The organism is Roseovarius pelagicus (assembly GCF_025639885.1).
GTDB lineage: Bacteria > Pseudomonadota > Alphaproteobacteria > Rhodobacterales > Rhodobacteraceae > Roseovarius > Roseovarius pelagicus.
Genome location: NZ_CP106738.1, coordinates 404,335 through 418,544 on the forward strand (window position 1 = coordinate 404,335; position 14,210 = coordinate 418,544).

The 14,210-nt window shown below is 58.6% G+C and carries 13 protein-coding genes, 4 tRNA genes and 1 pseudogene; 6 read left to right on the top strand and 12 right to left on the bottom strand.

Features of this window, described 5'->3' with window-relative positions:
- Positions 1–27 precede the first annotated feature (27 nt).
- The 6 genes from trkA to dusB all read right to left on the bottom strand — a co-directional run bounded on the left by trkA (position 28) and on the right by dusB (position 8,710).
- Positions 28–1,404 carry a Trk system potassium transporter TrkA gene (trkA, locus tag N7U68_RS02990; RefSeq protein ID WP_165192209.1) on the bottom strand — a complete coding sequence of 459 codons (1,377 nt, stop codon included), beginning with the start codon at positions 1,402–1,404 and terminating at the stop codon, positions 28–30.
- Between the two features lie 96 nt (positions 1,405–1,500).
- On the bottom strand, positions 1,501–2,910 hold the full coding sequence (gene ntrX, locus N7U68_RS02995) for a nitrogen assimilation response regulator NtrX (protein ID WP_165192208.1): 1,410 nt from the start codon (positions 2,908–2,910) through the stop codon (positions 1,501–1,503).
- A gap of 8 nt (positions 2,911–2,918) precedes the next feature.
- A complete protein-coding gene (locus tag N7U68_RS03000) occupies positions 2,919–5,180 on the bottom strand; it encodes a sensor histidine kinase NtrY-like (RefSeq protein ID WP_263048185.1) in 2,262 nt (753 codons plus the stop codon).
- 100 nt (positions 5,181–5,280) lie between these two features.
- Positions 5,281–6,639 (bottom strand): response regulator, encoded by a 1,359-nt coding sequence (locus N7U68_RS03005; RefSeq protein WP_165192206.1) that lies wholly within the window; start codon positions 6,637–6,639, stop codon positions 5,281–5,283.
- Positions 6,639–7,718, bottom strand: coding sequence for a two-component system sensor histidine kinase NtrB (locus tag N7U68_RS03010; RefSeq protein ID WP_165192205.1), 1,080 nt, complete (start codon positions 7,716–7,718; stop codon positions 6,639–6,641). Before N7U68_RS03010 ends, N7U68_RS03005 begins: the two co-directional genes overlap by 1 nt.
- Complete coding sequence (gene dusB / locus N7U68_RS03015; protein ID WP_263048186.1) at positions 7,715–8,710, bottom strand: tRNA dihydrouridine synthase DusB; 996 nt, start codon at positions 8,708–8,710, stop codon at positions 7,715–7,717. Before dusB ends, N7U68_RS03010 begins: the two co-directional genes overlap by 4 nt.
- Before the next feature lie 159 nt (positions 8,711–8,869).
- On the opposite strand from dusB, the gene N7U68_RS03020 reads away from it, so the two are divergent.
- The 4 genes and pseudogenes from N7U68_RS03020 to N7U68_RS03035 all read left to right on the top strand — a co-directional run.
- Positions 8,870–9,994, top strand: a complete 1,125-nt coding sequence (locus tag N7U68_RS03020) for a bifunctional 2-C-methyl-D-erythritol 4-phosphate cytidylyltransferase/2-C-methyl-D-erythritol 2,4-cyclodiphosphate synthase (protein ID WP_263048187.1) — start codon at positions 8,870–8,872, stop codon at positions 9,992–9,994.
- Positions 9,991–10,488 (top strand): phosphatidylglycerophosphatase A family protein, encoded by a 498-nt coding sequence (locus N7U68_RS03025; protein ID WP_165192203.1) that lies wholly within the window; start codon positions 9,991–9,993, stop codon positions 10,486–10,488. The genes N7U68_RS03020 and N7U68_RS03025 overlap by 4 nt, the downstream gene beginning before the upstream one ends.
- Complete coding sequence (locus N7U68_RS03030) at positions 10,485–10,955, top strand: CinA family protein (protein WP_263048188.1); 471 nt, start codon at positions 10,485–10,487, stop codon at positions 10,953–10,955. Before N7U68_RS03025 ends, N7U68_RS03030 begins: the two co-directional genes overlap by 4 nt.
- A gap of 67 nt (positions 10,956–11,022) precedes the next feature.
- Positions 11,023–11,380: pseudogene (locus tag N7U68_RS03035) on the top strand (ammonia channel protein); the annotation flags it as partial.
- Between the two features lie 42 nt (positions 11,381–11,422).
- Here the strand turns inward: N7U68_RS03035 and N7U68_RS03040 are convergent.
- Positions 11,423–11,869 (bottom strand): type II toxin-antitoxin system RatA family toxin, encoded by a 447-nt coding sequence (locus tag N7U68_RS03040; RefSeq protein ID WP_165197575.1) that lies wholly within the window; start codon positions 11,867–11,869, stop codon positions 11,423–11,425.
- Between the two features lie 71 nt (positions 11,870–11,940).
- Here N7U68_RS03040 and hpt point away from each other — a divergent pair, with 71 nt between their 5' ends.
- Together hpt and N7U68_RS03050 are read left to right on the top strand one after the other, a co-directional pair.
- On the top strand, positions 11,941–12,483 hold the full coding sequence (gene hpt / locus N7U68_RS03045) for a hypoxanthine phosphoribosyltransferase (protein ID WP_165192201.1): 543 nt from the start codon (positions 11,941–11,943) through the stop codon (positions 12,481–12,483).
- Between the two features lie 34 nt (positions 12,484–12,517).
- Positions 12,518–12,676, top strand: a complete 159-nt coding sequence (locus tag N7U68_RS03050; RefSeq protein ID WP_308446160.1) for a hypothetical protein — start codon at positions 12,518–12,520, stop codon at positions 12,674–12,676.
- A 16-nt stretch (positions 12,677–12,692) separates the two neighbouring features.
- On the opposite strand, the gene N7U68_RS03055 is transcribed toward N7U68_RS03050, so the two are convergent.
- The 5 genes from N7U68_RS03055 to N7U68_RS03075 form a co-directional block, all read right to left on the bottom strand.
- Positions 12,693–12,769, bottom strand: a tRNA-Asp gene (locus N7U68_RS03055).
- A 148-nt stretch (positions 12,770–12,917) separates the two neighbouring features.
- Positions 12,918–12,994, bottom strand: a tRNA-Asp gene (locus N7U68_RS03060).
- Positions 12,995–13,236: 242 nt separating this feature from the next.
- Positions 13,237–13,312, bottom strand: a tRNA-Val gene (locus N7U68_RS03065).
- Between the two features lie 82 nt (positions 13,313–13,394).
- Entirely contained in the window at positions 13,395–13,964 is a 570-nt protein-coding gene (locus N7U68_RS03070; RefSeq protein WP_263048189.1) for a histidine phosphatase family protein, read from the bottom strand.
- Between the two features lie 155 nt (positions 13,965–14,119).
- A tRNA-Val gene (locus N7U68_RS03075) sits at positions 14,120–14,194 on the bottom strand.
- Positions 14,195–14,210 lie beyond the last annotated feature (16 nt).

Below are 14,210 nucleotides of genomic sequence, written 5' to 3' on the forward strand. Positions count from 1 at the left end.
AACCGCAGCAAGCGGTCCGATATCGGGTTAGAAGAAATCAATCGAAACCTGAAGCAGCTGCTCAACCCGCGCCACATCCGATGCCATGGCAAAGATCACGATGACGTCGCCTTCTTCGATACGCATCGTGCCAGTCGGCTTGAAAATCTCCTTCCCCTTCTTCACCGCGCCAATCAACACGCCTTCGGGGAAATCAATATCGCGGATCGCGGCACCCGCGATGGAAGACGTGGACATGACTTGCGCTTCGATCACCTCAGCTTCGGCATCGCCGATAGAGTAGACACCGCGCACCCGCCCATGTCGGATATGGCGCAGGATCGAACTGACTGTAGTCGCACGGGGGTTGATATAGGCATCTACCCCGATAGGCTGAAGTAATGGCACCAGCGTCGGATCATTGACCAGACTGATGGCAAAGGGGCAGCCTTCGGATTTGGCGCGCACCGCGGCCAGCAGGTTTGTCTTGTCATCGTCGGTCACAGCCAGCACGGCATCGGCACGCGAAATGCCTGCCTCGTTCAACAGCGTGCTATCTAGCGCATCACCATTCAGCACGATGGTTCGTTCCAGCGCGTCGGCGGCATGTTCGGCACGGGCGCGGCTTCGTTCAATCATCTTGGCGCGGATACGCCGTCCGCTGGTTTCCAGCGCGCGCGCAACCGCCAGCCCGACATTGCCGCCACCCAAGATCACGACGCGTTCCTGCTTTTGCGCTTTCTTGCCGAACACCTCCAGCGTGCGTGGAATATCTTCGTTCGGGGCAAAGACATAGCATTCGTCATCGACAAACAGCTGATCTCCGGCCTCCGGCGCAAACAGTCGCCCCTCTCGGCGCACGGCCAGAACCACAACCCGTAGCGTCGAAAACAGATCGCTTAACTGGCGCAGTGGCGTGTTGACCACAGGACAATCTTCTTCGAGGCGCAGGCCCATGAGCTGAGCTTTGCCATCAAAAAACTTTTCCGTATCAAAAGCCGCTGGGGCACCCAAACGTTGCAACGCGGCTTCTGCCACTTCTTTTTCCGGGCTGATCACCACGTCGATCGGCATATGATCACGCCGATAGAGGTCGGAATAGATAGCATCCAGATAGGATTGACTGCGCAGGCGCGCAATCTTGCGACTGATGGCAAAGACCGAATGGGCGACCTGGCATGTGACCATGTTCACCTCGTCCGAATAGGTCGCGGCGATGATCATATCGGCGTCGCGCGCGCCCGCACGATCCAAAACGTCAGGATAACTGGCAAAACCAGCCAGTCCCTGCACATCTAGTGTATCAGTGGCGCGGCGCACCAGATCGGGGTTGCTGTCAACAACAGTAACGTCGTTACGTTCGCCCGACAGATGCCGGGCAATCTGCCAGCCAACCTGCCCCGCACCGCAAATGATGACCTTCATATGACCTCAAGCCTCTGGCCCTGACCGGACCCAAGGCATGGCAGAGGGGGCGTGCGGGGTCAAATCAATTCACAGCCAGCGATGGTGCTGGCCTGCCTATTCGTCCGCCTCCTCCTCTGCAATCTTGGCCACGCGCGCGCCGGATTTTGCCGACGTGACCACGCCCAGCGATTTCAGCTTGCGATGTAGTGCGCTGCGCTCCATTCCGACGAACTCAGCGGTGCGGCTGATATTTCCTCCAAACCGGTTGATCTGTGTCAGCAGGTACTCTCGTTCGAAGGCTTCTCGTGCTTCGCGTAGCGGCATTGTAGCGAGCGCCCCGGCCAATACCACGCGTCCATCGTCCGGGCCGACGGCGCTTTCACCGGGCAATTCCTGTGTCTCGATATCGCCTGTGCCTTCCCCTAGGATCAAAACCCGTTCGACCATATTGCGCAACTGGCGCACGTTTCCGGGCCATGGCATCGTCTGCAACAACGCATTTGCCTCTCCGCTCAGCTTGCGGAGTGGCAACCCTTGCGTTTTGTTCAGCATCTCGATGAAGTAGTTGGCAAGTAGGGGAATATCGTCTCGACGCTCTTCCAGCGATGGCACACTGATCGGTACAACGTTCAAGCGATGGAAAAGCTCGCGGCGGAACCTGTCGGCCGCAATTTCAGTCTCCAGATCATGGCTGGTAGAGCTGATCACGCGCAGGTCGACCTGAACTTTTTCCGAGCCACCGACACGCAGGAATTGCTGGTCAACCAGTACGCGCAAAATCTTGGACTGTGTACCCGGAGGCATATCCGCCACCTCGTCGAAATAGATCACACCACCGCTGGCCTCTTCCAGCAGGCCCGGCTCTATCCCGCGGTCTTCGCTTTCACGTCCAAACAGCACCTCTTCCATGCGCTCGGCCTCGATTGATGCGCACCCGACTGAGATGAAAGGCGCATCCGCCCGGTTGGAATTGACATGGATATACCGCGCCGCCAGTTCCTTGCCACTGCCCGCCGGACCGGTCAACATGACCCGCCCATTCGAGCGTGTAACTTTGTCCAACTGACTGACCAAGGAACGAAAGACGCTGCTTTCGCCCAGCATGTCCGCCGGGCCGGTCTCACGCCGTTTAAGACTTTGGTTCTCGCGTCGCAGGCGGCTGGTTTCCATACCGCGACGTATGACGACCATCAGTTGATCAATGTTGAACGGTTTCTCAATGAAATCGTAGGCACCCTGCTTGATCGCGGCGACAGCGATCTCGATATTGCCATGGCCAGAGATGATGACCACCGGCACATCGGGATAGTCGCGCTTCACCGCCTTAAGGATGTCGATCCCATCCATGTTGCTGTCTTTCAGCCAGATATCCAAAATCAACAATGCCGGGGGCTGTTCTGCAATCGCTGCCATCGCGTCGTCCGAATTCCCCGCCAGCCGAGTGGAATATCCCTCGTCCTCCAGAATATCCGAGATCAGCTCACGAATATCACGCTCGTCGTCTACAATCAGAATATCGTTCATGGGTCCCCTCACACTGCCTCTGCGGCATGACCTGTGCCGCTGTCCGCTACTGTCAAATCAAGGGTGATGACTGCCATCGCCCCCCTATGCGCCCCGTCGGAAAACGGATCGGCATCCACCAGTTCCAACTTGCCGCCATGTTCTTCGATAATCTTCTTCACGATCGGCAGGCCTAATCCGGTGCCCTTGTCGCGGGTCGTCACATATGGCTCAAACAATCGTGATCTGTCCTCCGGCAGGCCGACGCCGTTATCGGCGATGCGCAGTTCGGCGCGACCTGCGTTGCGACAACTTGAAATCCTGATGGTTGGTTTAAACCCCTCAGGGTCACACCCTTTTTCCACAATGGTTTCCGTTGCTTCTCCGGCATTCTTTATCAAATTCGTCAGAGCTTGACTGATCATGGTTGCATCTACATCGGCCCACAAATCGCCATCGGCAAAGTCGGTCTCGAACCGCACGTCAGGCTGCCCGGCTTCTTGTAACAACGTGGCCTCACGTATCAGACGCGTCAGGCTCTCGGCTTTGCGCTGTGGCTCGGGCATGCGGGCGAATTTGGAAAACTCATCGACAATGCGGCGCAGATCATCTGTCTGGCGAACGATCACGCCGGTCAACTGCGCAAGATCGGCCGCATCTTTTTCCTCCAGCAACTTGGAGAATTTTCGCTGGGTGCGTTCTGCCGACAGCTTGATCGGCGTCAGCGGATTCTTGATCTCATGCGCAATGCGCCGCGCGACATCGCCCCATGCCGCCATACGCTGTGCACTGACCAGATTGGTTACATCGTCAAAGGCCACCACATACCCCTCGCGTCGGCCAGATTCGCTGCGGCGGGTGGAAATGCGCAACAGCAGATGCTCTTGCGTGCCGCCCCGCGTCACGCGGACTTCGTCCTGAACAAAATCGGCCGCACTGCGTCGGAGGCGATCAAAAAGGTCGGCAAATTCCGGCACTGCTACGGACAGGTCGACCGATTGCCGGTCTTCCTGCCAGTCAAGCAGCCGTTCAGCGGCGCGGTTCACAAAGGTGACACGCCCTTTGGCATCTAGTCCGACAACGCCCGATGAAACCGAACCGAGCACGGAATCAAACAGCCTGCGGCGGCGCTCTACCTGTTCGGTATTGCTTAGCAGCTTGGCGCGCTGCGCCTTTAGCTGCCGGGTCATCTGGTTGAAAAATGTACTGAGTTGCGCGATCTCGTCGTTGCCGTCTTCCTCTCGGACCTGCGTATCCAGATCGCCGGCACCGACACGCTGTGCAGCGCTGGTCAGACGTCCCACCGGGCGCGATAACCGCTCTGCGAACCACAGACCCAGCCACACAGCAGCGAGAATCAAAATGACGGCAAAGCCTAGGTATAACAGGCCGAATTCAAACAGAACCCGCCCCCGTTCGCTTTCACGTTGTTGATAGAAAACGGCCGTTTCCTTGGTCTCGTCCAGCAGGTTCAGGATGTCACCATCCACGTTGCGGCTGACATAGAGAAACCGGTCGGGAATGGTCCGCAAGGGCAACAGCGCGCGAAATTCGTTGTTGTCCCAATCCTGAATGACGATCACATCCTCATCCAGCGCGCGCTTGATTTGTTCTGGAGTCGGTTCCTCGAAATCAAAGAGGTACGAACTTTGGCCACGGGCACGGATCTCGCCCGTTCCGTCAATCACAAAAGCCTCGCGCAGGCCACGCTGGATTTCGCGCTGCCCCTCCGACAGCACTTTGCGGATGTCACCATCATCCAGAAACACGGTCGCGCGCTTGGTCGCATTTATGATCGATGCCAGAACTTGTGCATCGGTGATCAGGTCGCGCCGGTGTTCCTCTTCATACGCCTCCGCCGCAGCAACCGAGTTGCTGACCACGCGCCCTACACGATCGGAAAACCACGCCTCTAACCCCATGTTGACAGAAAGCGTTGCGAAAACCGCGACAGTAACCGTGGGCAGGAGCGCCATCACTGCAAACACGCCGGTCAGGCGCAGGTGCAGACGTGAACCCGCCGATTGATCGCGGCGTGCCGCTATCATCTGCACCACACGTTGCAGAACCAGCGCTGCAACGATGATGACATAAATCAGGTCCGACAACAGCACGATGCGCAGTACGTTGGATTGCGCACCTTGTTCGAGCGGTCCCATTACAAGGAACGTAACCAGTGCCAGAACTGGCCCCAAAACGACCAGACCCAGCGTCGCAACGTTCTGAAAACGTTGCCAGCGCCGCAGCCGGACGATCCGATCCCACGTGGTTTTGCGTGTCCCGGTTGCCACCGGTCCCCCCCTGTCTCTGAGGCATGCTGGCATAGCACACCACAACATCTTGTGGCGAAAACGGACAGTGCCCCTTTTGCGCCACAGGTATGTTGCGGTTTTACATCAACTTGCGCCGACGAGTCACGCGAATATCCAGATCGGTGATCTTCTTGCGCAGAGTGTTACGGTTGATGCCCAGCAGATCGGCGCATTTTGCCTGATTTCCACCCGTTGCCTCAAGCGCGATTTCGATTAACGGCAACTCCACTTCGCGTAGGATACGCGGGTACAGGCCAGCGGGCGGTAACATCGCACCGTGCAGATCAAAATAGCGCCGCAGATGCTGCGCAACCGAACTGGCCAACCGTTCAGAATCGCCCTGCCCCATCACCGGCTCTGCGGCGGGCTGGTTCCCCAATACCGCGATGACCTCGTCGCGGCTGATCTCATCCGCGCGCGCGGTCAACCCCATGCGTCGCACTGCATTCTCCAACTGGCGAACATTGCCCGGCCAGCTGTAATTGCGCAGCGTCGTCAGCGCGGCTTCGGACACACGGCGACCAGACGCGCCGTCGCGTTCGGATTTTTGCAAGAAATGCGTGATCAGTAACGGAATATCATCAACGCGTTCACGTAAACCGGGCACATCAATCACGGCCCCACCCAAGCGATAGTACAAATCATCACGCATTTCGCCGGGTTGTGACAGTCGGGACTGGCTTGTTGCCATGAAGCGCGGCAGGTGATCGCCCGGCGCGTCCATCATACGCACCACGCGCCCCTGCGCCGCATCGTCGAGATCTGTGACTTCGTCCAGTACGATGGTTCCGCCCTTTGCGCGCGCCATGATACGTGCGGGTCCTTCAAGGTCATTCAAATCTGCAGGCGTTACGGTGATGAAGGGCAACGTGCGGCGATCCGAAAAATCATGGATCGCCCGTGCGATCAGCGATTTTCCTGTACCCGACTCGCCGCGGATCAGTACCGGCAAGTCGGCATTCATCACCTTGGCCACGACGCGATACAGCGCCTGCATTGCAGGTGTCTGACCGATAAGCGGTAAATCCTCCGGGCGGTCCACCCGATCATTGTCAACGCGGCCGCCGCTCCTGCGCCGACTCTCCAGCGCGCGCGCAGTGCGCTTCATCAGATCGGGCAGATCAAAGGGCTTGGGCAGGTAGTCATACGCCTCTGCCTCGGCAGCCTGAATAGCCGTCATGATGGTGTTCTGGGCGGATATCACGATGACCGGCATGCCGGGCCGGTCTTCGGCGATCTTCGGCAGCATCTCCAATCCGTTACCATCCGGCATGATCACGTCCGAAATCACAACATCTCCGCGCCCTTCAGCCACCCAGCGCATCAGCGTCGTCAGCGAAGAGGTCGCATGCACCTTGCATCCCGCGCGAGTCAGTGCCTGCGTCAGGACCGTACGAATTGTACGGTCATCATCGGCGACCAGAACCGTGCCATCCATCAGCCGTTCTCCTTATCAGTGGTTTGCGCGCGTGCCAGCGAAATGCGGAATATCGTTCGTCCCGGAACCGAACTGACCGAAATCCAGCCGCCAATTTCAGAAATGATTTTGGCCGCAAGCGCGAGGCCGAGGCCGGTGCCGTTTTCACGGCCGGAGACGAACGGATCGAAAACGTCGTCCGCGATGTCAGCAGGCAGACCGGGACCATCGTCGATGACCTCTATCTGCAAGGGCAATGACCGCCCCGCGCCATCAGAGCCGCGAACCCGCAAGGACTGCTCGTAATAGGTACGCAAGGTGATCGTGCCCCCCTGCCCACCTGCTGCTTCGGCAGCGTTCTTCAACAGATTCTGAATCACTTGCAGCAATTGATCAGGATCGCCGCTGGCAGATGGCAACGATGGATCGTAGGCCTCGATCACAGTCATGTCGGCGGCAAATCCCAGCAAAGCAGAACGCCGGGCACGATCCAAAACATCGTGGATGTTCACCGGTTGCAACCGCGGGGCTGTCACATTGCCGAACTGCTCTACCTGATCGAGAATACCAACGATCCGACGGCTTTCACTGACGATCAGATCGGTAAGCTCAAGGTCGTCGGGCGACAGCCCCATAGACAGCAATTGCGCGGCGCCAGTGATTCCCGCCAGCGGGTTCTTGATCTCGTGGGCCATCATTTCGGCCATGCCGATTGCCGACTTGGCCGCAGATTTCACGGAATGGTTCTGTGTCATCCGTCCCGCCAACTCGCGCGGGGACACCAACACCAGCATGTGCCCCGGTGACCCGCCAAGCGGTGCAATTTGAAGATTGCACTGTAACGGTGCCCGGCTACCGGTGCCGATATCCACATCATTGACAAACAACGGCGTTCCGATTTGCCGGGCGCGGGCGAATGCCTCTTCCAGAGGCGCGTCGACCATCAAGATGTCCCAGACGGGTACGCCGATAACCGCCTTGGCAGAAGAGTTCAGAAACCCTTCGGCTGCGGGATTGATCCGGACAATCCGATCACTCGTGTCGAGGATCAGCCCCGGCACCGGCAGCGAAGTCCAGATTGCATCGTCCCCATCGATCATGCAGCAGCCTCCTGCGGCGTACTCAACGCCTCTGGCAGCAGACGCAGGACATCTGTGGGCGCGCGGCTGGTCAGGATGCGGCGACGCATCTCTATTCCTACCTCAGCACCGTCCAAGTACCATCCCAAGTGCTTGCGCGCGACACGTAGTCCTAGGTCAATCCCGTAAAAGCCAAGTATTGCTTCGTAATGGTTGGAAACCATCTGGATCAGTTCCGGCCCTTGCGGAACCACCGGCGCGGGCGCACCAAAAAGCTCATGTGCGATTTCAGCCAACAGCCAGGGCCGCCCTTGCGCGCCGCGACCGACCATCACACCATCTGCCCCGGATTGGTCCAACGCACGACATGCGGTGTCCTCATCAATGATATCTCCGTTAGCGATAACAGGGATGCGCACCGCATCCTTGATCTTTCGGATTGCGGCCCAGTCGGCGCTGCCTTTGTAAAACTGACACCGCGTACGCCCATGGATCGTGATCATCTTGACCCCTGCCCCCTCAGCCCGGCGGGCCAACTCGGGTGCGTTCATCAGGGTGTCATCCCACCCCAACCGGGTCTTGAGCGTGACCGGAACATCGACGGCAGCCACGACTGCGTCAATCAGGCTGAGCGCATGATCGAGATCTTTCATCAAGGCCGAACCAGAAGCGCCTGTGCCACTGGCGCTGGTCACCCGCTTGGCCGGGCAACCCATATTGATGTCGATCAGACGCGCGCCATTCGCGCAGGCCATGCGCGCAGCTTCGGCCATCCAATAGCCCTCGCGCCCGGCAATCTGCACTGCGCTTGCCTCTTGACCGAAACCCAGTTCAGCGCGCTCGCGCACGCCCGGCTTTGCCTGTACCATCTCTTGGCTGGCGACCATTTCGCTGACAACAAGCCCTGCACCAAAGCCCGCGACCAACGTGCGAAAGGGCAAATCGGTGATTCCGGCCAATGGTGCCAGCAGGACTGGTGGCGTCAGGGTCATATTCGGTAGCGTCAGGTGCAAATGCTCAATCCTTGTGCAATGTGGTCGTTTTACCTGTCTGGGTTTAGTATCACAACAAACACAGGGTATATTTGCACGATCCCTGGCAGAATTGCCTAAAATTTAGGCGCTCAACAGCCCCATTGCGCTGGCTGGACCGGCCGGGCTATCACACGCCGTATGAAAGTCGCCGCTATCATCGTCGCCGCCGGGCGTGGCACCCGCGCAGGCGGGCCAGTGCCAAAGCAGTGGCAACCGCTGGCAGACCGGCGCGTGATCGATTGGGCTCTCTCTCTTTTCCTCTCGCACCCCCGCATTTCACGAGTCGTTCTCGTACTGCATCCCGATGATCTGCCTGACTGGCCGGAAACGCGCGGCATCGAGGCTGTAACCGGAGATGCCTCGCGCACCGCATCCGTGCGAAACGGGCTGGAGCATCTGGCCAGCAGCGATGTGACCCACGTTCTGATCCATGATGTTGCCCGCCCCTGCACTTCACCTGAAACGATTGATGCCGTGCTAGACGCGCTGGGGGTCGCCGCCGCCCCGGCGCTGCCCGTCACGGACGCGCTCTGGCACGGGGAAAATGATCGTGTAGTTGGCACACAAGATCGCACCGGACTCTTTCGTGCCCAAACGCCACAGGGTTTCGAGTTTGCGGCCATACTCGCGGCGCACCGGAACCATCCGGACATTGCCGCCGATGACGTCACCATTGCGCGGGCCGCCGGGCTTGACGTGGTGATCGTGCCGGGTGATGAATCCAACCTGAAAATAACGCATCCAAGCGATTTCGCGCGCGCAGAGATGCACCTGAGGGGACAGATGGATATTCGCATCGGTAATGGCTATGACGTGCATCGCTTTGGTCCCGGAAATCACGTTATGCTCTGTGGCATCGCGGTACCGCATGATCGCGGGTTACAAGGGCATTCTGATGCAGATGTCGGGCTTCACGCGCTGACGGATGCGATCTATGGTGCCCTTGCCGAGGGTGATATTGGTCGCCACTTCCCCCCCAGTGATCCGCAGTGGAAAGGTGCCGAAAGCCATATCTTTTTGCGCCACGCGGTTGAACTGGCAACAGAAAAAGGCTTTAGGATCAGCAATATGGATCTCACACTTGTGTGTGAACATCCTAAAATCGGCCCGCATGCCGCAGCGATGCAGTCAGTTGTGGGCGAGATGACGGACCTTGCGCCAAACCGCATCTCGATCAAGGCCACCACGTCAGAACGATTGGGCTTTACCGGTCGCGAAGAAGGCATTGCCGCAATCGCAACTGCCTTGTTGATAAAACCATGAAAATTGCCGCCCTTATCGCCACCGTCTGCGGTGTTGGACATTTGCGCCCGGCACCGGGCACATGGGGGTCTCTGGCCGCGTTACCATTGGGCTGGCTGATCCACGTGATTGGCGGACCATGGTTACTATTAATTGCGATTATATCCGGATTTATCAAAGGTGTATGGGCCACAACTCAGGTTACGCGCGGAAGTGATGATCACGATCCTTCTGAGATTGTCATAGACGAGGTCGTGGGCCAGTGGATCGCGCTGCTGCCGCTGTCATTCGGCGCATGGCACGCTGGTGCTTCAATTACTGCGCTTTGGCCGGGCTGGATCGCGGCCTTTGCTCTTTTCCGGCTTTTTGACATTGCCAAACCCGGCCCTGTGGGTTGGGCAGATCGGCGTGGCGATCCGCTGGGCGTGATGCTCGATGATGTCATCGCGGGCATCTTTGCCGCTGTTGGTGTCATCCTGTTTGCGGCCATTAGCCACGGGGTTTTGGGATTGTGAACGCCGCGGCTGTTTTGAACGCCGCACGCGCGGCCGGGCTGCGGATCACCACCGCAGAAAGCTGTACAGGCGGTATGGTCGCCGCGGCCCTCACGGATATTCCCGGCAGCTCGGACGTGGTTGAACGAGGGTTTGTAACCTATTCAAATACCGCAAAAATAGAGATGCTTGGTGTTTTGCAGGACACACTGGAACGCTATGGTGCCGTTTCCGAGCAGGTCGCCGCCGAGATGGCCACTGGCGCGCTGACACATGCGCATGCAGAACTGGCCGTTTCGATCACAGGTGTCGCCGGTCCCGGTGGATCGGATCACAAGCCCGAAGGTCGCGTATGCTTTGGCATTGCGCGCGCAGGTATGCCCGCCGTCCTCGTCGAAACGCAGGAGTTCGGCCCACTTGGTCGCACAGCTGTTCGGCAGGCCGCTTGCGCTCATGCGCTTACATTGCTGTTGCGTGCCGCGTCCTAAGTTCGGCGCAGTTTTCGGCATATCCCTCCAGTCGCGCCCAGCAATCAGGCACGTGGCAAATTGCTAGCTTCGTCCGCAGCGTCACCAGACCACGGCAACGCACAATCCTGACTATGTGATCGTTGGCACCGCGATGCTTTGGGTCGGGTGGTTCGGCTTTAACGGTGGCTCGCAACTGGCTGCCGATGACGGGGCAGCGATGGCGCTTACGGTCACGCATATCTCCGCCGCAGTGGCATCTTTGGCACGATTATGGTCGCCGTGTTTGGTGCCGGCACTTGGGCGGCGCAACTGGGGTCATTGTGACCATCGTGCTGGTCAAGCTGGTCAGCCTAGTCACACTACGGCGAGTCGATGCCGAATCCGAGACGAACGGTCTGGACCTCAGCTCTCATGGCGACCGCGCCTACGACATGTCCAGTTAATGCCGCAAGTTCGATAAAGAGAGCAAACCAGCGCGCGCCGAATTAGCCGTAAAGGGCGTCGGCGCGCGCCTCGAATGCGCGTACGATCCGTTGCATCGCCTCATAAAAAAATAGCCCACCCGCTTTTTGCAACAAGAGATTTCGGAACTCGAAATCAACTTCGAACGAAACATCACAGCCAGCGTCGGTATCGGTGAAACCCCACTTGGAAATCATATACTTAAACGGGCCATCCAAGTATTCCGTGTCGATCGTCAGCGCATCCGGGCGCAAAACGACGCGACTGGTGAACCGTTCGCGGAACACCTTGAAGCTGATCACCAGATCAGCGGTCATCACCTCACTCCCATCATCCTGAGGCGTGACAGAACGTATCCGCGCGGCTGCGGTCCACGGCAGGAACTCGGGGTAATGCGCCACATCAGCCACCAGATCATACATCTGCTGCGCGGTGTATGGCAGTTGGCGGGTTTCAGAGTGGCTGGTCAATTGCGCCTCGGATTTCGCGTGACAGGAGTTCACGTTGTCTTAGACTGGACCCGGAAATTCAAGGGGGCTGCATGAGCGACAAACCATACGTGATCGACCAGATGATTTCTGCCAAATCCATCGCCGCGCGGATCGAAACACTGGCGGGCGAGATCGAGACGGAGTTTTCAGGCACCGAAAAGCTGGTCGTCGTTGGACTGCTGCGCGGCTCGTTCGTCTTTATTGCCGATCTGGTCCGAGAATTGCCGCTGCCCGTCGAGGTCGATTTTGTCGAAACCTCCTCCTATGGCAACGCGATGGAGAGTAGTCGGGAAGTTCGTATTCTCAAAGACTTGCGCGGCGACATTGAAGGGCGCGATGTGTTGGTCGTCGAGGATATCGTCGATACCGGGCACACGCTTGCCCATGTGTTGACGCTGCTGAACAACCGCAAACCACGCAAGCTGCGGACGATTGCATTACTGGACAAACCGTCGCGCCGCGAAGCGCCGATCAAGGCAGACTGGACCGGGTTCGAAATACCCGACGAATTCGTTGTCGGTTATGGGATTGATTATGCACAACGTAACCGCAACCTGCCCTATATCGGCAAGGTGCGGTTTACCGGGACGTGACACCTGCGCCATGAATACCCGTTGGTTGCTCAAAATGGCCCGCTGGGCGCAGAACCCACCCAGTCCGGCAAAGGTCAAGTTCGTACTGGGGATCGTTGTCCTGTGCCTCGCGCTGGCGGCGTATGAACATTTCTATGGCTGGCCAGACGCCCTGACGCCGAACCGCGATGTGCATCGTGGTTACAAGCCATAGAAAGCAAAGGGGAAAGTGGCGCGGTTGACGGGGCTCGAACCCGCGACCCCCGGCGTGACAGGCCGGTACTCTAACCAACTGAGCTACAACCGCGCGTGAGGGGTGGATTAGGCCAAGCGCGCAGGCCAGTCAATGCCCCAAAGCAGATAAAAGCTGCATGGCGGTGCGATTTTTGAATCGCGCGCCAATACGGAATGAACCACGTCGTTGGAAAACACCTGAATGTCTGAAAATGCAGCGGTGGCGCGGTTGACGGGGCTCGAACCCGCGACCCCCGGCGTGACAGGCCGGTACTCTAACCAACTGAGCTACAACCGCCCACTGCGCGCTCTGTTCGGAGCGTTAGAAGGGTTTAGTGGCGGCGCGCAGCGGCGTCAAGCGCAGAGGCCGGTATCACGTCGGTAAAACGTCGGTATTGCGTCAGTGCGATCTGCGTTCGCCTCGGGACCATCAGAAACAGGTCGGTCTGCGATCTCGCTCGCGGCATTTTGCTATGCGAAACGCGTGTCACTGGTCGTGGGTGTTCGGGGGGACCGGTCTTTTGCTATGCGAAAGGCGCTTGGTGGGTGATGAGAGGCTCGAACTCCCGACATCTTCGGTGTAAACGAAGCGCTCTACCAACTGAGCTAATCACCCTGCCATGCGCCTCTTAACGGGACACGCCACGCCGCGCAAGAGGGTCTGTTGAATTCTGTGTATTCTGCCGGCGTAGTCGTCGCTACTGCGGTGTCTCCAGCAGTGTTTCTTCACCGTTGCTCAACAAAAAGACGCATCCCTGCCGGTTGGGAAGCGTGGCCATCGCCGGGCGATCCAGATTGCAGATCAGGCCGCGCATCACCTGCCCCAACAGCCCATGAGATACGACGATGGCGGGCGCACGCAGGCGGGCCAGAAACCGACGCACGCGGGCCTCTAGTTCGTCGAAGCCTTCTCCGCCCGGTGCAGCGGCGTAGATGTCCAGATCTGTGCCAGCATGAGGCAATTCCGATTTCAGGCATCCCTCCCAGTCGCCGGTGCCCACCTCTGCCAAGTCCTGTGATATCTCGAACGTGGTGCCCGGCATTGCAATCTCGGCCGTCGCCTGCGCGCGCCCCAGCGGCGAGACGTAAACTGCGCCGCCAGCGGCCAGAACGCGCGGTACAATCGGCGCGATAAGCGTGGCCTGCTGTGCAGCCTGCGCCTTGCCCTGCGTGGTCAGGTCGGAATCCAGTCGCCCCTGAATGCGACCTTCAAGGTTCCACAATGTTTGGCCATGTCGCAGAAACCAGATATCGGGATAATCAGGCAAGAGACCAGTCTTTCATATTGGTAGTGCGCAGAACTTGGCGACGTATGCGTATAACAGGTGGTTTTCACCCGCTCTCGGCATTCCGCGAAGCGAAACGCCTGCCGCTAAATGGTGGGTGGTTGAAGAGACGGGCATTTCGCGGGGCGAGATACCTTTGGTGGGTGATAAGAGATTCGAACTCCTGACATCTTCGATGTGAACGAAGCGCTCTACCACTGAGCTAATCACCCGCCGCGCGTTGTTTAG

Coding starts and splice junctions, on each gene's coding strand:
- N7U68_RS03050 (WP_308446160.1), top strand. CDS start 12,518: ATGGCCCGCTGGGCGCAGAACCCACCCAGTCCGGCAAAGGTCAAGTTC.
- hpt (WP_165192201.1), top strand. CDS start 11,941: ATGAGCGACAAACCATACGTGATCGACCAGATGATTTCTGCCAAATCC.
- N7U68_RS03005 (WP_165192206.1), bottom strand. CDS start 6,639: ATGGATGGCACGGTTCTGGTCGCCGATGATGACCGTACAATTCGTACG.
- ntrX (WP_165192208.1), bottom strand. CDS start 2,910: ATGAACGATATTCTGATTGTAGACGACGAGCGTGATATTCGTGAGCTG.
- trkA (WP_165192209.1), bottom strand. CDS start 1,404: ATGAAGGTCATCATTTGCGGTGCGGGGCAGGTTGGCTGGCAGATTGCC.
- N7U68_RS03025 (WP_165192203.1), top strand. CDS start 9,991: ATGAAAATTGCCGCCCTTATCGCCACCGTCTGCGGTGTTGGACATTTG.
- N7U68_RS03010 (WP_165192205.1), bottom strand. CDS start 7,718: ATGATCGATGGGGACGATGCAATCTGGACTTCGCTGCCGGTGCCGGGG.
- N7U68_RS03020 (WP_263048187.1), top strand. CDS start 8,870: ATGAAAGTCGCCGCTATCATCGTCGCCGCCGGGCGTGGCACCCGCGCA.